The following is an 18659-nucleotide window of genomic DNA, read 5'->3' on the forward strand; positions in this document are numbered from 1 at the left end:
GAGCGCGCGCGGCGGCGGTTCAGCGCCGGGCCGCCGGGCCCTGCCCGGCCTGGGCTCGCAGCGGCTCCAGCAGGGCCGACAGGCCGTTGTGGTCGATCTCGTGCATGAGGGCCAGCAGCCGGCCCAGATCGCCGCGCGGAAAGCCCTCGCGGGCGAACCAGTTCAGGTAGTTGCCCGGCAGGTCCGCAATGGCGTGGCCCTTGTACTTGCCGTAGGGCATCTGGACGGTCAGCAGGCGCTGCAGTTGTTCCGGGTCCATGGCGGCTCAGCCCCCAGCTCGCTTGACGGTGTGGCCCCGTTGCCGCAACGCGTCCATCACGCGCTCGACATGATCGCCCTGCACCTCGATCACGCCGTCCTTCACGGTCCCGCCGCTGCCGCACGCGGCCTTGAGCTGCTTGCCCAGCAGCGCCAGCGCCGCCTCGTCCAGCGCCACGCCTTTCACCACCGTGACCGCCTTGCCGCCCCGCCCCTTGGTCTCGCGAGAGACCCGCACGGTGCCATCGCCCACCGGCACCGCGCGGGCCGCCTGGCAGGCGCACTGCGCCACGGGCTGGCGGCAGCCGGGGCACATGCGGCCCGATTCGGTCGAATAGACGAGGCCGCCCAGGTCGCTCAGGCGCATGGCGGCACCCCCTGGGCTTTGAAGAAAACGGCGGCAGTGGCAATCAAGCGCATGGCGAGGGACCCGGGGCGCGGGCGAAGGACGGCTGGCAAGGAATGAAGGCAGGAAATGAGGCAGGAAAGGCCTCAAAGACCGCGAATTATCCGCATCCCGCCCCAGGGCGGCACAATCGCGGGTTCCCTCCTTCGCGCCCCGGTGCGCGCCTGCCATGCCTTTTGCTTCCCTCGGCCTCTCGCCCGCCCTTGTCCACGCCGCCGATGCGATGGGCTTCACCACGCCCACGGCGGTCCAGGCCGAGGCCATTCCGGCCGCGCTGCGCGGCGCCGACGTGCGGGCCTGTGCGCAGACCGGTTCGGGCAAGACCGCCGCCTTCGCCTTGCCGCTGCTGCAGCAGTGCCTGCCGCACACGCTGGCCCAGGCCGGCCGGGGCGCGCGCCGCGTGCGGGCCCTGGTGCTGGTACCCACGCGCGAGCTGGCGGAGCAGGTCGGCGAGGTCCTGCGCGATCTGGCCCGGCACCTGCTGCCGCAGCGCCTGGCGGTTGCCGTGGTGTTCGGCGGCGTCTCCATCAACCCGCAGATGATGGGCCTGCGCAGCGGGGCCGACATCGTCGTCGCCACGCCGGGCCGCCTGCTGGACCTGGTGGACCACAACGCGGTGGCGCTCTCCGCCGTGCAGACCCTGGTGCTGGACGAGGCCGACCGCCTGCTCGACTTAGGCTTCGCGGAAGAACTGAACCGCGTGCTGGCCCTGTTGCCCGTGGAGCGGCAGAACCTGCTGTTTTCGGCCACCTTCGCGCCGGCGGTGGCCGCGCTGGCGGACGGCCTGCTGCGCGAGCCGGTTCGCATCGAGATCGCCCACTCGCCCGAGACCACGCCCGACATCGCCCAGCGCGCCATCGCCGTGGACCCGGGCCGGCGCACCCAGTTGCTGCGCCACCTGGTGCAGACGCACGAATGGTCGCGCGTGCTGGTGTTCGTGGCCACGCAGTACGCCGCCGAGCATGTGGCCGAGAAGCTCTACCAGGCGGGCATCTTCGCCTCGCCCTTCCATGGGGGGCTGAGCCAGGGCGCGCGCAAGCAGGTGCTGCAGGAGTTCAAGGACGACCGCTGGCAGGTGGTGGTGACGACCGACCTCGCCTCGCGCGGGATCGACATCGCCCAGTTGCCCGTGGTGGTCAACTTCGACCTGCCCCGCTCGGTGACCGACTACGTGCACCGCATTGGCCGCACCGGCCGCGCGGGCGAGACCGGCGTGGCCGTGAGCTTCGTCAGCGCCAGCACCGAGGCGCACTGGCGCCTGATCGAAAAGCGCCAGCGCATGGCCCTGCCGCTGGAGCAGATCTCCGGCTTCGAGCCCACCGAGGCCGCGCCCGCCGCGCCGCCGGGCAACGGCGGCATCAAGGGCAAGCGCCCGAGCAAGAAAGACAAGCTGCGGGCGGCCGCGGCCCACCAGGGCCAGGAGAACGGTGGCGCGGACGACTGAGCCGCGCCAGCCGTCGTCGCTCGATCAGCCCCGGGTGCGCGGGTACAGCGGGTAGGCCGGGTCGGTGTAGCCCGGGGTGGACGGGTGGCCCGGGGCCACCAGGTCGTTCACCAGCGCTTCGTCCTGCGCGGTGATCTCCACGCCCAGCGCGGGCGCGTAGTCCTGCCACTGCGCCAGGGTGCGCGGGCCGGCGATCACGGCGCTCACCGCGCGGTGCGCCAGCACCCAGGCCGTGGCGAACTGGGCCAGCGTCACGCCGCGTTCCTCGGCATGCCCCTTCAGCCGCTGGGCGATCTGCAGCGATTCCTCGCGGAACTCGGTCTCGGCCATGCGCTTGTCGCCGCGTGCCGCGCGCGTGCCCTCGGCGGGCGGCTGGCCCGGCAGGTACTTGCCGGTGAGCACGCCGCGTGCGATCGGGCTGTAGGGCACCACGCCCACGCCGTGGTGCGCGCAGGCCGGCAGGATCTCGACTTCGGGCATGCGGTTGAGCAGGTTGTAGTACGGCTGGCAGACCACGGGCCCGGGCAGGCCCATGCGCGCCGCCAGGTGCACCAGCTCGGTGATGCGCCAGGCGCGGAAGTTGGACACGCCCCAGTAGCGGATCTTGCCGGCGCGCAGCAGCGCATCGATGGCGAACAGCGGCTCCTGCAGGTCCATGTCGTTGACGTCGCGGTGCAGGTAAAGGATGTCCACGTGGTCGGTCTGCAGCCGCGCCAGGCTGGCATCCACCTCGCGCAGCATCCAGGTGCGGGAATACTGCGATTCGTTCACCCGGTCGGACATCTTGTTGCCCAGCTTGGTCGCCAGCACCCAGTCATTGCGCTGACCCTTGAGCAACCCGCCCAGCATCGTTTCCGACGCGCCCCGGGTGTACACGTCAGCCGTGTCGATGAAGTTCACGCCGCGCTCGCGCGCGTCGGCCACGATGGCCGCGGCCTCGTCGCGCCCCGTCTGGTCGCCGAACATCATGGTGCCCAGGCACAGGGCGGAGACTTGCAGGTTGCTGCGGCCAAGGCGGCGGTATTGCATGGCAAGGACCTTTCGGTGAGAAAAAAGCAGGGAGGAAGAGAGCGAACCCGGCAGGGGCGCGCGGCGGGTCAGTAGTGCGGCGGCAGTTCGTCGCGCAGGCTGCGCACGGCCGCACCGCCGCCTTCGGGGATCTGCTGGCGAAGCTGGGACACCTCGGCGATGAGCCGGTCGATCTGCTGCTGTTGCCGGTAGATGGTGAGGTTGAGCTGGTCGAGCAGGTCTTCGGCGAAGCTGGCCTTGATCTCCAGCTCGTTCAGGCGCTGTTCGTTGGGATGGGTGTCGGGCATGCCGCTATTGGAACCCAAACCACGCTTCACCCGCCGCCGCTGCCTGGCGACGCCCCCAGCACCCGTGCCACCAGCTCTCGGGCGGGGGTCGGCAGCGCGTCCAGTTCCCGCACGCACAGCACCAGCGAGCGCACGGCCCACGCATCCTCCAGGGCCACGGCTCGCACGCCGGCCGAACGGCCGCAGCGCTGCACCACGGCGCGCGGCACCACGGCCAGGCCCACGCCCTGCCCCACCATGCGGCAGACCGCCTCAAAGCTGCCAAGGCGGATGCGGTAACGCGGGCGGGTGCCCAGCCGGCGGGCATGGCCTGCGAGGTGGTCGTCCAGCGCGCTGCCGGCCGACAGGCCCACCAGTTCCCAGTCCAGCACCTCGGCGAATGCGATGCGGCGGCGCGCCGCCAGCGCATGCCCGCGCGGAACCACCAGCACCAGCGGGTCCGCCCCCAGCACGAAGGCCTGCAAGCCCACGGCATCGACCGAATCGGCCAGCACGCCGATCTCGCAGACGCCGTGGCGCAAGGCGTCCACGATCTCGTGGCTGGGGCGCTCCTGCAGGTCCACCGACATGCCGGGATGGTCGTGCAGGAAACCCGCCAGCCGGTCGGGCAGCCAGGCGCTCAGCGCGGCGCTGTTGCACATCAGGCGCACGTGGCCGCGCAGGCCCGAGGCATGGTCGCCCAAGTCCCCCTGCATGCGCTCGATCTGCTGCAGCACGATCAACGCGTGCTGCAGCAAGGTCCGCCCGGCAGGGGTGGGCGACACGCCGCGCCGCGTTCGCAGCAGCAGCGGCACGCCCAGCGCGGATTCCATGCCGCGGATGCGCTCGCTGGCCGACGCCAGCGTGATGCAGCTGGCTGATGCGCCGGCGGTGATGGTGCCCGTCTCCAGCACGTTGGCGAACAGTCGCAGATCGGTCAGGTCGAATGCCATGGGCGCCAAGGTAGCACGCCCTGCCTATGGCCTCGCCTGAGGCAGGCTGCGCCGAATCCCGATTGCCGGGTTAACGGGCGCCTCCAACAATCCACGGCATGACCGCATCGCTCACCCCCACCGCCTTCCTCGCGGCCACGGCCGTCTTCCTGCTCGCCGGGTGCGTCAAGGGCGTGGTGGGCCTGGGACTGCCGACCGTCGCGATGGCGCTGCTGGCCCTGGTCATGCCCCCCGCCCAGGCGGCGGCCTTGCTGGTGGTGCCCTCGCTCGTGACCAATCTGCTGCAGTTGCGGTCCCTGTCGGGTCTGGGGCCGATGGTGCGCCGGCTGGGCGACATGCAGCTGGGCGTTTTCGCGGGCACGCTCGCGGGGGCGGCGTGGATCGGCGCGCCCGCCGGCCAGGGTGCGGCGGTGGCGCTGGGCACCGTGCTGGTCCTGTATGCCGCCTGGGGCCTGCGCGGCGCCCCGCTGCAGGTGCCGGCGCGCGCCGAACGGTGGCTGGGGCCGGCCGTGGGCGTGGCGACGGGGCTGGTCACGGCCGCCACCGGCGTGTTCGTGGTACCGGCGGTGCCCTACCTGCAGTCGCTGGGCCTGGCGCGGGACGAGCTCGTGCAGGCCATGGGGCTGTCGTTCACCGTCTCCACCCTGGTGCTGGGCGCCGCCCTGGCGGCCAACGGGGCGTACCCGGGCACGGCGGCCCTGTCGTCCATGGTGCTGCTGGTGCCCGCTGTCATCGGCATGGCGGCAGGCCAGTGGCTGCGGGGGCGCCTGTCGCCCGCACGGTTCAAGGCCTGCTTTTTCATCGGCCTGGGGCTGTTGGGCCTCTACATGGCCGTGCGCGGGCTGGTGTCCCTGCAGGCCTGATCGGTGCGGCCATGAAAAAAGGGCGCCATGGCGCCCTCGGGGTGGTCAGGGCAGCGCCAGCAGGCGCCGCGCCGGTCCGCAGCCGGCCGGTCAGGCGCGCACCGCCTGGCCCAGCCGGGCCACGCCTTCGCGGATCTTGTCCACATCGGCCGTGGCGAACGACAGGCGCAGCGTGGCGTGGTCGGGCTGCGCGCAAAAGAACGGCGTGCCGGGCACGAAGGCCACGCCCTGCTCGATGGCCTTCTTGGCCAGCACGTTGCCGTCGGCCACCTGGCCGCGCGCGCCGGTGAGGCGCGCCCAGACGAACAGGCCGCCCTGCGGCTGCACGAACGCGATGGCATCGCCCAGTTCCTTGCGCAGCGCATCGCCCATGGCCTGGGCGCGCTCGGCATACACGGCGCGCACCTTGGCCAGCGTGGCGGGCATGCGGCCGGCCTTGAGGTACTGCGCGGCCGTGGCCTGCGCGAAGGTGCTGGTGTGCGCGTCGCTGAACTGCTTGCACATGGTGGCCTTGGCCAGCAGCTCGGCCGGCGCGATGAGCCAGCCCACGCGCAGGCCGGGGCTCAGCACCTTGCTCAAGCTGCCGCAGTGCACCAGCAGGTCGCGGCTGCCGGGCACGTCGGCCGACAGCGCCAGCAGGCTGGGCGGCGGCGCCTCGCCGAAGTACAGGTCGCCGTAGGGGTCGTCCTCGACGATCAGCGTCTGGTGGCGGGCGGCCATCTCCAGCACCTTTCGGCGGCGCTCCAGGCTCAGCAGCGCGCCGCTGGGGTTGCCGAAGGTGGGGATGAGGTAGACGAACTTGGGGCGGTGCTCGGCGATGAGCTTTTCCAGCGCGTCGGTGTCCACGCCTTCGCCATCGACCGGCGCGCTGATCAGCTCGGCGCCATAGAGGCGAAAGCACTGGATGGTGGCCAGGAAGGTCGGGCCTTCCACGATCACCTTGTCGCCGAGGCTGATGAGCGTCTTGCCCAGCAGGTCCAGCGCCTGCTGGCTGCCGGTGGTGACGATGAGGTTGTCGGTCGCCACGTCCCTGGCGCCCTTGCTGGCCATGAAGGCGGCCAGCTGCTCGCGCAGGGGGTTGTAGCCCTCGGTGGCGCCGTACTGCAGGGCCGCGCCCGGCTCCTCGGCCAGGGCCTGGTTGGAGGCCTCGCGGATGGCGTCCACGTCGAACATCGCGCTGTCCGGAAATCCCCCGGCAAAGCTGATGATGCCGGGCTTGCCCAGCAGCTTGAAAAGCTCGCGGATGGCGGAGGTCTCTACATTGTTCAGTCGGTCGGCGAATTGCAGGGGCATGGTCGGGGTCTCACTTTCTGGATGCGATTGTCGCCAAATCGGCGTGGCGTTTTCCTGCGTGTGGTGCCAGTGCACGCGGCCGGCGCGCCGGGGCCGCAGCGCACAGGCACGGCCCCGGTGGCGAAATGCTGCGCCGCCGCGGCCGACACGGCATTCAGGCAGCGGCGTCGGCCATCGCGGGCCGCGGGCCCAGCTGCTGCCACAGGTAGGCGAACTCCAGCGCCAGCAGGTGGGCGCGCTGCGCGTTGTCGGCCGCGCCGCCGTGGCCGCCCTCGGTGTTCTCGTAGTACAGCAGGTCGTGCCCCTGCGCCAGCATGCGCGCGGCCATCTTGCGCGCGTGGCCGGGGTGCACCCGGTCGTCGCGTGTCGAGGTGGTGAACAGCACCCGGGGATAGCGCGCATCGGCCCGCACCTGGTGGTAGGGGCTGTAGCGCGCGATGAAGGCCCAATCGGCCGGATCGTCCGGATCGCCGTACTCGGCCATCCACGACGCGCCCGCCAGCAGCGTGTGGTAGCGCCGCATGTCCAGCAGCGGCACCTGGCACACCACGGCGTTGAACAGGTCGGGCCGCTGCACCATCACCGCGCCCACCAGCAGCCCGCCGTTGCTGCCGCCCTGGATGCCCAGGTGCGCAGGCCGGGTCACGCCGCGAGCGATCAAATCCTGCGCGATGGCGATCAGGTCGTCGTAACTGCGCTGCTTGTGTTCGCGCACCGCCGCCTGGTGCCACGCCGGGCCGTACTCGCCGCCGCCGCGCAGGTTGGCCACCACCAGCACCCCGCCCTGCTCGCACCAGGCCCGGCCGTAGTCGGCGGCATACCAGGGCGTGAGCGCATGCTCGAAGCCGCCGTAGCCGTAGATCAGCGTGGGGTTGCTGCCGTCGGCCTGCGCGCCCCGCGGCCACAGCACGAAATACGGCACGCGCGTGCCGTCGGCCGAGGTGGCGAAGCACTGCTCGGTGCGCATGCCTTCGGCATCGAAGCGCGCCGGGCCGGCCTTGAGCAACTCGCGCTCGTCATGGGCGGTGGTGGCCAGGAACAGCGAGGCGGGCGTGGTGAAGTCGGTGTACGACAGCAGGTAATGCTCGGCCAGCGGGTCGTCGGTCAGCAGCGGGTCGTGCAGGGCCGTCACGCCCAGCTGGCCGGGGAACGGCGTGTCCACCGCACGGCCGACGAAGGGACCACCCTCGCCTGCGGGCCGGTGCCACAGCTCCAGCCGCTCGGCCACGTTGTCCATCACCTGCAGCAGCACGTGGCCGCGCGTGGTGTCGTAGCCGGCCAGCGAGCGCGTGGCCGTGGGGGTGAACAGCGCCGCGGCCACGCGCTCGCCGCGCAGCCAGGCGGCCGCGTCGGCATGCAGCAGCGAGCCGGCGGCGAAGTGCGCCTCCCCCAGCACCAGGTCGCTGCGCAGTTCCAGGAGCAGCGTGCCGCGCAAGAAGTCGGCAATGGCGTCGTCCGGCACGTCCAGCCGCACGGGAGCCGCATCGGGCGCTTCGGCAGGCCCCTCGGCCAGCCAGACCTCGTGGCGGTAGAAGTCGATCATGCGGGTGAACACGGTGCGCTCGAAGCCCGGCGTGCGGTCCACGCCCACCCCCACGCCCACGTCCGACGCCTCGCCCTCGAACACCGTGACCGCGCTGGCCAGCGGCATGCCGCGCCGCCAGCGCTTGACGGTGCGGGGGTAGCCCGATTCGGTCAGGGAGCCCTCGCCGAAATCGGTGCTCACGTAGACCGTTTCGGCGTCGATCCAGGTCACGTCCGACTTGGCCTCAGGCAGGGCGAAGCCGCCTTCGACGAACTGCCGCGACACCAGGTCGAACTCGCGGATCACCGTGGCGTCGGCCCCGCCGCGCGAGAGCGACACCAGGGCGTGGCGGTACTCCAGGCCCAGCACCTCGGCGCCGCCCCAGACCCAGTTCTCGTCCTCGGCCAGGGCGAGGGCATCCAGGTCGAGCACCGTTTCCCACGCGGGTTCGGGCGCGCGATACCCGGCCAGCGTGGTGCGCCGCCACAGCCCGCGGCGGTGGTGCCCGTCCTGCCACAGGTTGTAGAGCCAGTCGCCACGCCGCACCACGCTGGGAATGCGGTCCTTGGCGTCCATGATGTCCAGCAATTGCTCGCGCGTGGGGGCGTATTCTGGCCGGGCCGTCAGCACCGCCTCGGAATGCGCATTGCGCTCGCGCACCCAGGCCAGGGCGCGTTCGCTGTCCGCCGCTTCGAGCCACTGGTGGGGGTCTTCATCCTGCGCGGGATCGTGGGCGGGCGTTGCGATGGGCGGCGTGGATTCGGGCATGGGTTCCTTGAGGGATGGCGTTCCGGGCCGGCACGGCCGGTCTTCGGGGATTTTCGCCGCCCCGGCTTGCCCTGTGCCGGGCCGGGGTTTGGCCGCAGTTTTGCAGGGCAGCAGGCCCTGCCGCTTGCTACCGCGCGGGCACGGCCGCACCGGTGCCGGCGGGCTCGGACCACCGCGCCGGCCCCTGGCAGGCGTCCGGGTGCCGCTGCGACGGCCCGCTGCAGAGGGGCGCAGCGCCCTCCCGGTTCAGCCGCCAGTCCATGCGCGCGAGCAGATGGCCCAGCAGCGTGCGGTACAGCGCATCGCCCACCAGCGCATCCTCGACGCCGGCGTCCAGGTTCGGGTTGTCGTTGATCTCGATCACATGGGCGCCGGCCGCATTGCACTTGAGGTCCACGCCGTAAAAACCGTTGCCGACCAGCCGCGCCGCGCGCGTGGCGGCCTGCAGCACCGGGGGCGGCACGGCATCCAGGGACACGGCCTGGGTGCGGCCCTCCACGTACCCGCCGTCTTCGCCGTGCTGCAGGATCTGCCAGTGGCCTTCGCACATGTAGTACTTCGCTGCGAACAGGGGCTCCCCGCCCACCAGGCCGATGCGCCAGTCGAAGTCGGTGTACATGAACTCCTGCAGCAGGATGATCCCGGACTCGCGGAGCATTTCGCGCGCAATGGCGTGCAGCGCCTCGGCGTTCTCGGCCTTCTTCACGCTGCGGCTGAACGAGCCGTCCGGCACCTTCACCACCACCGGGTAGGCCAGGCCCCGCGGCAGATCGCCCAGCGTGCGGCGGCTCACGAGGTGCGTGCGCGGCGTGGCGATGCCGTGGCCCTTGAGCAGCTCGGCCAGGTACGCCTTGTTGGTGCATCGCAGGATGGAGACCGGATCGTCGATCACCGGCATGCCCTCGGCCGCAGCTTTCTTGGCGAATTGGAAGGTGTGGTGGTTGACCGCCGTGGTCTCGCGGATGAAGAGCGCATCGAACTGGGTCAGGCGCGAGAAATCCTTCTTCTCGATCAGTTCGACCGCGATGCCCATGTCCTGGCCCACGTCCACGATCTTCTGCAGCGTGCGGCGGCTGGACGGCGGCAGCGGGTCGTTGGGGTCGTGCAGGATGGCCAGGTCCATGCGCGGCGCGGCCACCGGCGCGGCAGGCCGCCAGTGGCGCCGCGTGAAATGCGCCAGGGCCTCGTCGAACAGGCCGTCGCGGTGGGCATCCACATCGCGCGGATCCAGCGATTGCAGCGCGGCGACGTGCCAGCCGGGCGATGGCTCGCGCCGCTGCAGGTGCAGCCGCAGCAGCGGGCAGCGGAACAGCTCGAAGCCCTTGCGCGCGAGGGCGGTCAACTCCGCATCCTCGGTGCGACCGAAGAACACGTCCAGGGTGAGCGTGCTGACAGACTGCGGCACGCTCGCCAGCGGACCGATCAGGCGGTCCAGCACGGCCAGCGAGGCCGCCTGCTGCTTGCCGCGCTGCAGGGCCACGATGGTCTCGACGCTGGGCGTGACCCGGTCGCCCCGCGCTTCGGCCAGCAGCGAGCAGTAGTAGCCCATGCCCAGGTAGCTGTAGTTGCGGCACAGGTTGGTGACCTTGCGCGCACGCGCTCGCAGGCGCGGCTCTTCGGCGATGAACGCCTCCGCGGTGACGATGCGCACCCCGGGGTCGCTCCAGCGGAAATCCGAGCGCCTTTCCACCACGATCACATGTTCTGAAGTCACTTCAAGGCTTTCTGGACAGGATGACGGCCGCTGTCCGGCGGCGGCGCCCGTAGCGGGCCATCTTCTTGAATTCGGACAGGCTCACCGACACGCCGCCGTCGCCCTCGCCCGATCGGGCCATGGGATCCAGCACCCGGAAGACCGTGCCGTCGAAGCCGGTGATGACGACCCAGTGCGGTGCCTTTTCGCGGTGCAGGCGCCACAGGCTGATGAGCACGATGGGCACGTGCCTGTGGCGCAACTGCTCGATCACGCCCTCGGGCGAGACGGGCAGCGCGAACACCGGCGCGCCATGCGCCACCAGTTCGGCGCGGAAGTCGTCCTCCACGCGCTGGATCACGCGCTTCTTGTGGGGCTCGCGCACGCTGTCCATGAAGAGCGACGAGCCCGCGGCGGCGTACACCGCCACACCGAAGCCACGGCGCAGGGCGGCGCAGGCCAGGCCGAACGGGCCGCAGCCGCCATGGCCCGCGGCCATGAACACCGTGGTCGCCTCGCGCCACAGGCGGATCTCGGCGGCCTGGTCCAGCACGGTGTCCGGCGCCAAGGCCGACATGGCGATCAGCAGCGCGCAAGGGCCGCAGGTGAAGTCCAGTGTCTGTCCGTAGTGCCGAGCCCCGGGCAGCACCAGCCGGTCCCGGCGGTGGCCGTCGAACACGTCCTTCTCGAAGCGGATCGCATCCGCGCCGTCCGCGTAGTAGCCGGGCGCGCGGCCCACCGCCACGAACCCGAAGCGCTGGAACAACCGGTGGGCGGCCAGGTTCTCGGCCCGGCTCTCCAGACGCAGCAGTGCGCAGCCCCAATGGCGCGCGCAGTCCAGCGCCTCCGCCAGAAACGCACTGGCGATGCCGCCGTGGCGCGCCTGGGGCGCCACGGCGATGGAATACAGCCTTGCCACCGAGGTGCCCCGGCGGCGCAGGACCACGCAGGCGCCCAGCAGCGCGCCACCGCCCGGGGCCGCGCCCGCCGCCGGCCGCGCCACCATCACGCGGGCCGAACGGCTGCGCAACAGGCGCCGCCAGCTCGGCAGCGAGATGCGGTCTCCCAGGAACGAGGCGCGCTCTATCGCCTCCAGCGCGCGGGCATCGGCAGGCACGCCGGCATCGATCGCCCGCCCGGGCGTGGCGCGGGGCCGGGCGTCATTCATGATCGCGCCCGCTGTCCGGGCGCGGGGCCGGGCGCTCCATCCAGTACAGCAGACACCAGGCGCCGCCCAGCGGCAGGAAGACCACGAGCAGGGCCAGAAAGAGGTGCAGGGCAACGTCGTGCATCGAACAGGTTCTCAGTGCATCCAGTGGGTGGGCTGGGCGATGCGGCCGAATTCCGCGCAGGGCATGCCCGCCGTCAGCAGTCGCAGGCACGCGGCCAGTTCGCCGCGGCGCACGTTCATCTCGATGCGGATGCAGTGCCGGGCCGCATCCACGTCGATGCGGTAGCCCTGCACGCGCGCGCCCAGGATGCGGTGCAGCGAGCGGCGCCCTTCCAGCACGTCGGTATGAAAGAGGCGCAGCGGCAGCACGACGAGGTCGCTGTCGGCCGGCGGCCGGGCCTCCAGGGCCACGCGGTGAAGGGTCGGAAAAGCGCAGGAATGCGGCATGGGGCGAGTCGCCGCCACGGGGCCGGAGGGGTGCCGGCGGGCGGTGGCGGTCTGCGGGTGGAACATGGCCCCAGTCTAGGAACGCCGGCATAAAAACGCCGTAAAAAATGCGCCGGTGCCCGTCAATTCCCCGTCAACCCGCCCGGGCGGCAGCCCGCCGCCGGGCCGGCAGGCGCCCGGGCGGCCGGCTGCGGGACAATGCGGCTCCCCGCGTGCCCACAACGACATTCCCACCATGAAGACCGCGCAGATCGAACCCTTCTTCGCCGCCCTGAAGGCCGCCAACCCCATGCCCAACACGGAGCTGGAATACACCACCGTGTTCGAGCTGCTGGCCGCGGTGCTGCTCTCGGCCCAGGCCACCGACGTGGGCGTGAACAAGGCCACGCGCAAGCTCTTTCCGGTGGCGGGCACACCGCAGGCCATCCTCGACCTGGGGCTGGAAGGGCTGGAGGGCTACATCAAGACCATCGGGCTGTACCGCAGCAAGGCACGGCACCTGATGGCTACCTGCCGCATCCTGGTGGAGCAGCACGGCGGCGTGGTGCCCCGCACCCGCGAGGCGCTGGAGGCCCTGCCCGGCGTGGGCCGCAAGACGGCCAACGTGGTGCTGAACGTGGCGTTCGGCCAGCCCACCATGGCGGTGGACACGCACATCTTCCGCGTCAGCAACCGCACAGGCCTCGCGCCCGGCAAGAACCCGCTGGCGGTGGAGCTGCAGCTGATGAAGCGTGTTCCTGCGGCCTACGCGGTGGACTCGCACCACTGGCTGATCCTGCTGGGCCGCTACGTGTGCCAGGCGCGCAAGCCGCGCTGCTGGGAATGCGTGGTGGCGCCGTACTGCGACTACCAGCCCAAGACCCCGCCGCCATGACAGGACGGCTGGACATCAAAAGTGCCTCCAGCACAATTGATACTAGGGCGTATAGCTATATTTTTCATAGCAGACCACCCCTGGCACCCGGGGTGGCGGATTCACCCCACGGCCGGCACCGCGCGCCGCCGGATCAGGCGCGCAGTTCGCGCAGCAGTTTGCCCACATCGAGGCCCTGCGCACGTTGCTGGATCTGCGGCGCGTAGCGCTGCTGCAGGTTGCGCGCCTCGTCCACCGTGCGGGAGAAGGACGTTTTGAGCGCGTCCTTGCCCAGCGTGCGGCCCCCGGCGTAGTAGCGCTGCGCCACCTTGCCCAGCGCGTACGTGGTGGCGAACGAGAACGCCGAGCCCGTGGCGGCGCTGCCCACCGCGCGGCCCATGCCGCCCATCACCTTGCCCAGCAGCCCGCCCACCAGCTTGCGGCCGAACTGCTCCACGTACTGCGAGGTGAGGCCCACGCCCACCGTGGCGAGAAAGTCGGTGATGTGGCCCTTGTCCAGCTCGTAGCCGTACAGCTTGCCGATGCGGTAGACCAGCCGCGTCTGCAGCGGAATGATCGCCATGGAGGCCAGCGACTGCGGCAGCAGCTCCAACGCCCCGTTCAGGATGGAGGCGTTCAGCACCATGGAGTCGATCTCGGCCGCATGGGGATCGACGCCCGGCGCCGGCGCGCCGACCGGCACCGGCGCTGGCACCGGTGCCAGCGCCTGGCCCGGGGCGGAAACGGCCGCGGTGCCCGCCGCCACCGCCGCAGCGGCACCCGCCCCCGCCACGGCGATCGCGGCAGGCTCGGCCCAACCCTGCGACGCGCCTTGCGAATCAACGGGCGCATCGCGCAGCGGCGCAGCCGCCAGCGCATCGGCCTCGCGCACCACGGCGGCGGCTTCGTCCGGCGCCATCTGCAGGGCCGAGCCCAGGCGTTGCAGAAAGGCCTTTTCCTGGGCATTGCACACGCCGTCGGCATCGCACACGCCCACGGCCATCTCGTAGGCCAGCTGGCGCAGCGCGGGCGTGTCCAGCGCCTGGGCCGCGTCCTCGATGCGCACGCGCTGCAGCAGCACGTCCTGGTAGAGCTTCATCAGGTCCAGGCCGGTGCCGGCGCTGAGCGACTCGGCCAGCTGGCGCAGGTGTTCGCGCTCGCGCTCGTCCTTGTGTTCGTCGGCAAAGGCCGCCATCAGGCTGATGGCCATCACGGCGCGGGTGTGTTCGGGTTGCATGGATCGGTATTCCTCGGGTGGCAAAAACGAAAAGGCGTCAAAGGGGAGAGACGGTCGGCCGGCGCCGCGTGCACGGGCCGCCGGCCTCCAACAGGCTGGCGGGCCGGCGCGGTGCCGATCCGGGTTCCCGCTGCGCTGTGTGCGTTGGTTTTGCAGAGGAAGGAAAGCGCAGCCGCCGCAATGGCAGAGCGATCCCCGGGCTGCATCTAGGAGCGAAAGCGCGGTTTTCAATAGGCTGGTGGCGCGATGCCGGATTTGGCTGACAGCCAGGACTTCGTCGTCCCGACGACAATGCGGCCTGCCACAACAACACACCCTGCATGCCGCGCATGCGGACCAGAAAGGCCCGTCTTCCATGACTGCACCCGTCCCTACCGCGGCCGACGCCGATGCGCCCGCGCCCCGCGCCTACACCGCCGAGGAGAAGCGCCACCGCGTCTTCTCTATCATGGCGGCCTCGTCGGGCAACCTCGTCGAGTGGTTCGACTTCTACGTGTATGCCTTCTCGGCGCTGTACTTCGCGCCGGCCTTCTTCCCCAAATCGGACCCCACCGCCCAGTTGCTGAACACCGCCGGCGTGTTCGCCGCGGGCTTTCTCATGCGGCCCATCGGCGGGTGGCTGTTCGGGCGCATCGCGGACAAGTACGGGCGCAAGACCTCGATGCTGATCTCGGTCACCATGATGTGCGCGGGCTCCCTCGTCATCGCCGGCCTGCCCACCTATGCTGCCATCGGCGCCTGGGCGCCCTTCCTGTTGCTGATGTGCCGCCTGTTCCAGGGGCTGTCGGTGGGCGGCGAATACGGCACCACCGCCACCTACATGAGCGAGGTGGCGCTGCGCGGCCAGCGCGGCTTCTTCTCCTCGTTCCAGTACGTGACGCTGATCGGCGGGCAGCTGCTGGCGGTGCTGGTCATCGTGATCCTGGAGACGCTGCTGAGCGAGGCCGAGCTGAAGGCCTGGGGCTGGCGCATCCCGTTCGTGATCGGCGCCATCTCGGCCGTGGTCGCGCTGCTGCTGCGCCGCACCCTGCACGAGACGCAGACCGACGCCGCCAAGCAGAACAAGGAGGCCGGCACCATGGGCGGGCTGTTCCGCCACCACAAGGCGGCCTTCTTCACCGTGCTGGGCTACACGGCCGGCGGATCGCTGATCTTCTACACGTTCACCACCTACATGCAGAAATACCTGGTGAACACGGTGGGCCTGCCCATCAAGACCACCAGCTACGTGATGACGTGCGCGCTGTTCGTGTACATGTGCATGCAGCCGCTGTTCGGGGCGCTGTCGGACCGCATCGGCCGGCGCAACAACATGCTGCTGTTCGGCGCGCTGTGCGCGCTGTGCACGGTGCCCATCCTCACGGCGCTGCAGCACACGACCAGCCCCTACGTCGCCTTCGTGCTGATCGCGCTGGCCCTGGCCATCGTGAGCTTCTACACCTCCATCAGCGGCATCGTGAAGGCCGAGATGTTCCCGCCCGAGGTGCGCGCACTGGGCGTGGGCCTGGCCTACGCGGTGGCCAACGCGATCTTCGGCGGCTCGGCCGAATACGTCGCGCTGGGGCTCAAATCCATCGGCCATGAGACGGTGTTCTTCTGGTACGTGACCGGCATGATGGTGCTGGCGTTCGTGGTCAGCCTGCGCCTGCCGCGCCAGGCGAGCTATCTGCACCACGACCACTGACGGGGCCGGCCATGCCGCATAGGCCGGGCCGCACCGCCCCCCGCATCGCCCCGCGCCCTGCCGCCGAGTGCCTGGGCCACCGAATTCAGAACTTTTAAGGTGCCGGCCGGCGGCCTCGCCAGCGGCGGAACCCGGTGCGCTGCAGCGCAAAAAAGCCATGCCCGACAAGGACTTGGCGCTGACATTGGGTCGCGCCAGCACCCCTTGCAGCCCTTCGCCCGCGCCTTCGCGGGCCGCGCTCCCCCGCGTACATTGATCGCCGTGGCCCGGGCCCTGATCCGCGCCACGGCAAAAAAATCAATTCGGAGGACCGCGGCATGAGCCATTCCCATACTTCCCGCAGGCAAGCCCTGCAGCACCTGGCCAGCCTGACCGCCGGCTTTTCGTTGTGGAGCCTGCAGCACAGTGCCGCCTGGGCGCAGAACCCGGCCGACAACCCGCAGAACTGCGCCCCACCCCAGCCGCCCGGCCCGGCGACGCCCTTCCAGGGCGGCAAGATCGCCGTCAAGCCACGCAAGAGCGCCTTCGCCCTGACCGACGCCGAGATCGCCAGCCTCACCAAGGGCTGGCAAGGGCTGCGCGACATCACCGCCCAGAACCCCAACAGCCCCACCGGCTGGCTGCGCCAGAGCTACGTGCACTGCTGGGCCTGCGGCGGCGGCACCGACGGCCAGCAGGGCGAGGAAATCCATTCGAGCTGGTGGTTCCCGCCATGGCACCGCGCCTACCTGTTCTTCCTGGAGCGCGCCCTGGTCAAGGCCTCGGGCGACCCCGACCTGCGCCTGCCGTACTGGGACTGGAGCACCCAGAGCCCCTCGACCCAGACCTTCCCGCAGATCTACGCCAGCGCCGGCAGCGCCCTGTACGATCCGTTGCGCAACCCCGCCAAAGTGAAGCCGGGGGCCCGGATCCCTGCCGCCTTCGTGGGCCCGAAGGCCATGTCCATCGTGCTGAACTCGCCCAACTACGCCTTGTTCGGCGGGGTCAACACGGCCATCGGCGGCGGCAGCCCCGGCGCGCTGGAGACCATTCCCCACAACCACGTGCACGTGTGGACGGGCACCGATGGCAGCCAGGCGCCCAACTACGGCTCCGACATGGGCGTGCTCTCCACGGCCGCCCGCGACCCGGTCTTCTTCGCCCACCATTCCAACGTGGACCGCATGTGGAGCAGTTGGGTGGCGGTCGACCCCTCGCACACCAACCCGCCGGATGCGGACTGGAACGGCCACGCCTGGAACTTCTACGACGAAAACGGCGTGTGGACCTCCATGAAGGTCAGCGACGTCGTCAACTCCGAAAACCTGGGCTACGTGTACGACTCCCTGGCCACGCCCCCGAAGCCCCTGCGCAGCGCCGTGCGGACGGCAGGCGCCAGCCAGCCGGCACCGGCCGAGAACGCGGCCCTGGCGCATCCCGTGCAGCCGCTGGTGGTGCTGGCCGCGCCGCAAAAGCGCAACCTGGGCACCGCGCCCGTCACGCACAAGGCCGCGCTGCCGGAAGGCTTTCGCAAGCCGCTCGCCGCGCTGGCGGCCAACCAGTCGTCGCGGCTGTACCTGCTGCACATCGACGACGTGACCACCCCGCCCGACCGCAGCGTGAGCGCCAAGGTGTACGTGAACCTGCCCAACGCCAACGCCAGCACCACCACCGAGTCGCCCAACTTCGTGGGAATGATCTCCAGCGTGGCCAAGACCACGCCCGCGAACACGACGGGGCATGCGGCGCACCACCAGGCCGGTATCCGCTATTCGTTCGTGATCGACGAGGAGACGGCCCGCCTGATCGCGCGGGACAGGGCCGTCACCGTCACGCTGGTGCCGGTGGACAGCAACGGCGCCACGCCGCGCCGGTCGCAACTGAACTACGGCCGGATCACGCTCACGCCGCTGCCCTGAAGAACCGGCCCTGAAGACCAGGCCCTGGCCCGACGCGCAGCACGCTGGCTGCGCAGCGGGCCGGGGCCTGCGCTTTTTCAGGCCGCTGCGGCTCCGTCAGGTTGGCGCGGTGCCAGCCCCAGCGCCGCCAGCTCGGGCGACACCCGCTCCCAGGCCACGTCGCACCAGGGCTGCGCGCGCTCGCTCGGCAGCGCGGGCGTGCGCAGCGCCCATTGCGCACCGGCCACCACGCTGTCGATCACCGGCACGCCCACCTCGGGCTGGATCGCGCCGGCCATGCCGGCCAGGCCCGCGCCCCCGAGGATGACGGCCTGCACGCCCATCTGCCGCACCACGTCGCGGCAGGCCTGGGCGAGCAGCGCCCGCGCCGCCGCAGGGTCCGCGGCCAGTTGCGCGCCGGTGGGTGCCACCGTGTGGATGCCCGCCAGCATGGGCGCATGCCCCAGTGCTTGAGCCAAGCGCTGCAGCATCGGGCCCCAGCGCTCGCCGCCGGTGACGATGCCAAAGCGCCCTTGCCGCGCCGCCGTGATGAAAGAGGCCTCGGCCAGCCCGGTCACCGGCACCGGACTGCTCTCGCGCAGCGCCATCAGGCCCGGATCTCCGAAACAGCCGACCAGCACCGCATCGGGCGCGCGGCCGCCGTCCGCCAGCGCAGCGGCCCAGGCGTCCAGCGCCGCATGAGAGGCCACCGCGTAGCTGGCCTCGCAGGCGATGTAGGGCGCGCCGAACCGGGCCGTGGCCGTGCGCACCTGCACGTGCGATCCGGCGGCGGCCTGCACGTGGCGCTGCAGCAAGGCGCTCACGCTGGCCGAGGTGTTGGGGTTGATGACGAGCAGTTGGCGCATGCGTTGCCTTGTTGTCCGGGTGCGCG

General features: G+C 71.0%; 18 protein-coding genes. 5 read left to right on the plus strand and 13 right to left on the minus strand.

The genetic code is table 11. The features are described from left to right. Positions 1 to 19: 19 nt before the first annotated feature. Together M5C96_RS15875 and M5C96_RS15880 are read right to left on the minus strand one after the other, a co-directional pair. Positions 20 to 259 (minus strand): DUF3820 family protein, encoded by a 240-nt coding sequence (locus M5C96_RS15875; RefSeq protein ID WP_272564103.1) that lies wholly within the window; start codon positions 257 to 259, stop codon positions 20 to 22. A gap of 6 nt (positions 260 to 265) precedes the next feature. Continuing rightward, positions 266 to 625, minus strand: coding sequence for a translation initiation factor Sui1 (locus tag M5C96_RS15880; protein WP_272564104.1), 360 nt, complete (start codon positions 623 to 625; stop codon positions 266 to 268). A gap of 208 nt (positions 626 to 833) precedes the next feature. On the opposite strand from M5C96_RS15880, the gene M5C96_RS15885 reads away from it, so the two are divergent. Continuing rightward, entirely contained in the window at positions 834 to 2108 is a 1275-nt protein-coding gene (locus M5C96_RS15885; protein ID WP_272564105.1) for a DEAD/DEAH box helicase, read from the plus strand. 24 nt (positions 2109 to 2132) lie between these two features. Here M5C96_RS15885 and M5C96_RS15890 read toward each other — a convergent pair whose 3' ends face one another. From M5C96_RS15890 to M5C96_RS15900, 3 genes are all read right to left on the minus strand, one after another. Then, positions 2133 to 3137 carry an aldo/keto reductase gene (locus tag M5C96_RS15890; protein WP_272564106.1) on the minus strand — a complete coding sequence of 335 codons (1005 nt, stop codon included), beginning with the start codon at positions 3135 to 3137 and terminating at the stop codon, positions 2133 to 2135. Between the two features lie 68 nt (positions 3138 to 3205). After that, on the minus strand, positions 3206 to 3424 hold the full coding sequence (locus M5C96_RS15895; protein ID WP_272564107.1) for a SlyX family protein: 219 nt from the start codon (positions 3422 to 3424) through the stop codon (positions 3206 to 3208). A gap of 26 nt (positions 3425 to 3450) precedes the next feature. Beyond that, complete coding sequence (locus M5C96_RS15900) at positions 3451 to 4356, minus strand: LysR substrate-binding domain-containing protein (protein WP_272564108.1); 906 nt, start codon at positions 4354 to 4356, stop codon at positions 3451 to 3453. Between the two features lie 98 nt (positions 4357 to 4454). Here M5C96_RS15900 and M5C96_RS15905 point away from each other — a divergent pair, with 98 nt between their 5' ends. Next, entirely contained in the window at positions 4455 to 5219 is a 765-nt protein-coding gene (locus M5C96_RS15905; protein ID WP_272564109.1) for a sulfite exporter TauE/SafE family protein, read from the plus strand. 90 nt (positions 5220 to 5309) lie between these two features. On the opposite strand, the gene M5C96_RS15910 is transcribed toward M5C96_RS15905, so the two are convergent. From M5C96_RS15910 to M5C96_RS15935, 6 genes are all read right to left on the minus strand, one after another. Continuing rightward, positions 5310 to 6506, minus strand: coding sequence for an aminotransferase-like domain-containing protein (locus M5C96_RS15910; protein ID WP_272569747.1), 1197 nt, complete (start codon positions 6504 to 6506; stop codon positions 5310 to 5312). A gap of 160 nt (positions 6507 to 6666) precedes the next feature. Beyond that, a complete protein-coding gene (locus M5C96_RS15915) occupies positions 6667 to 8805 on the minus strand; it encodes a prolyl oligopeptidase family serine peptidase (protein WP_272564110.1) in 2139 nt (712 codons plus the stop codon). 127 nt (positions 8806 to 8932) lie between these two features. Continuing rightward, positions 8933 to 10519: a RimK family protein gene (locus M5C96_RS15920; protein ID WP_272564111.1), complete on the minus strand. Its 1587-nt coding sequence runs from the start codon at positions 10517 to 10519 to the stop codon at positions 8933 to 8935. 1 nt (position 10520) lies between these two features. Further along, positions 10521 to 11666: a GNAT family N-acetyltransferase/peptidase C39 family protein gene (locus M5C96_RS15925; protein WP_272564112.1), complete on the minus strand. Its 1146-nt coding sequence runs from the start codon at positions 11664 to 11666 to the stop codon at positions 10521 to 10523. Further along, complete coding sequence (locus M5C96_RS15930) at positions 11659 to 11790, minus strand: hypothetical protein (protein WP_272564113.1); 132 nt, start codon at positions 11788 to 11790, stop codon at positions 11659 to 11661. Before M5C96_RS15930 ends, M5C96_RS15925 begins: the two co-directional genes overlap by 8 nt. 11 nt (positions 11791 to 11801) lie before the next feature. Then, on the minus strand, positions 11802 to 12182 hold the full coding sequence (locus tag M5C96_RS15935; protein ID WP_272564114.1) for a hypothetical protein: 381 nt from the start codon (positions 12180 to 12182) through the stop codon (positions 11802 to 11804). Positions 12183 to 12351: 169 nt separating this feature from the next. Here M5C96_RS15935 and nth point away from each other — a divergent pair, with 169 nt between their 5' ends. Continuing rightward, positions 12352 to 12990, plus strand: coding sequence for an endonuclease III (nth, locus tag M5C96_RS15940; protein WP_272564115.1), 639 nt, complete (start codon positions 12352 to 12354; stop codon positions 12988 to 12990). Between the two features lie 133 nt (positions 12991 to 13123). Here nth and M5C96_RS15945 read toward each other — a convergent pair whose 3' ends face one another. Next, complete coding sequence (locus M5C96_RS15945; RefSeq protein ID WP_272564116.1) at positions 13124 to 14563, minus strand: YcjF family protein; 1440 nt, start codon at positions 14561 to 14563, stop codon at positions 13124 to 13126. Between M5C96_RS15945 and M5C96_RS15950 the strand changes: the two genes are divergently transcribed. Beyond that, positions 14562 to 15890, plus strand: a complete 1329-nt coding sequence (locus tag M5C96_RS15950; protein ID WP_284428037.1) for an MFS family transporter — start codon at positions 14562 to 14564, stop codon at positions 15888 to 15890. The two genes, M5C96_RS15945 and M5C96_RS15950, sit on opposite strands and share 2 nt — an antisense overlap. A gap of 317 nt (positions 15891 to 16207) precedes the next feature. Then, positions 16208 to 17788, plus strand: coding sequence for a tyrosinase family protein (locus M5C96_RS15955; RefSeq protein ID WP_272564117.1), 1581 nt, complete (start codon positions 16208 to 16210; stop codon positions 17786 to 17788). Between the two features lie 77 nt (positions 17789 to 17865). Here M5C96_RS15955 and M5C96_RS15960 read toward each other — a convergent pair whose 3' ends face one another. After that, positions 17866 to 18633, minus strand: coding sequence for an aspartate/glutamate racemase family protein (locus M5C96_RS15960; RefSeq protein WP_272564118.1), 768 nt, complete (start codon positions 18631 to 18633; stop codon positions 17866 to 17868). Between the last annotated feature and the right edge of the window lie 26 nt (positions 18634 to 18659).

Source organism: Acidovorax sp. GBBC 1281, from assembly GCF_028473645.1.
Taxonomy (GTDB): Bacteria; Pseudomonadota; Gammaproteobacteria; order Burkholderiales; family Burkholderiaceae_C; genus Paracidovorax.

Coding starts and splice junctions, on each gene's coding strand:
- M5C96_RS15885 (WP_272564105.1), top strand. CDS start 834: ATGCCTTTTGCTTCCCTCGGCCTCTCGCCCGCCCTTGTCCACGCCGCC.
- M5C96_RS15945 (WP_272564116.1), bottom strand. CDS start 14,563: ATGGAAGACGGGCCTTTCTGGTCCGCATGCGCGGCATGCAGGGTGTGT.
- M5C96_RS15875 (WP_272564103.1), bottom strand. CDS start 259: ATGGACCCGGAACAACTGCAGCGCCTGCTGACCGTCCAGATGCCCTAC.
- M5C96_RS15960 (WP_272564118.1), bottom strand. CDS start 18,633: ATGCGCCAACTGCTCGTCATCAACCCCAACACCTCGGCCAGCGTGAGC.
- M5C96_RS15890 (WP_272564106.1), bottom strand. CDS start 3,137: ATGCAATACCGCCGCCTTGGCCGCAGCAACCTGCAAGTCTCCGCCCTG.
- M5C96_RS15915 (WP_272564110.1), bottom strand. CDS start 8,805: ATGCCCGAATCCACGCCGCCCATCGCAACGCCCGCCCACGATCCCGCG.
- M5C96_RS15955 (WP_272564117.1), top strand. CDS start 16,208: ATGAGCCATTCCCATACTTCCCGCAGGCAAGCCCTGCAGCACCTGGCC.
- M5C96_RS15880 (WP_272564104.1), bottom strand. CDS start 625: ATGCGCCTGAGCGACCTGGGCGGCCTCGTCTATTCGACCGAATCGGGC.
- M5C96_RS15930 (WP_272564113.1), bottom strand. CDS start 11,790: ATGCACGACGTTGCCCTGCACCTCTTTCTGGCCCTGCTCGTGGTCTTC.
- nth (WP_272564115.1), top strand. CDS start 12,352: ATGAAGACCGCGCAGATCGAACCCTTCTTCGCCGCCCTGAAGGCCGCC.
- M5C96_RS15905 (WP_272564109.1), top strand. CDS start 4,455: ATGACCGCATCGCTCACCCCCACCGCCTTCCTCGCGGCCACGGCCGTC.
- M5C96_RS15895 (WP_272564107.1), bottom strand. CDS start 3,424: ATGCCCGACACCCATCCCAACGAACAGCGCCTGAACGAGCTGGAGATC.
- M5C96_RS15900 (WP_272564108.1), bottom strand. CDS start 4,356: ATGGCATTCGACCTGACCGATCTGCGACTGTTCGCCAACGTGCTGGAG.
- M5C96_RS15935 (WP_272564114.1), bottom strand. CDS start 12,182: ATGTTCCACCCGCAGACCGCCACCGCCCGCCGGCACCCCTCCGGCCCC.
- M5C96_RS15950 (WP_284428037.1), top strand. CDS start 14,562: ATGACTGCACCCGTCCCTACCGCGGCCGACGCCGATGCGCCCGCGCCC.
- M5C96_RS15925 (WP_272564112.1), bottom strand. CDS start 11,666: ATGAATGACGCCCGGCCCCGCGCCACGCCCGGGCGGGCGATCGATGCC.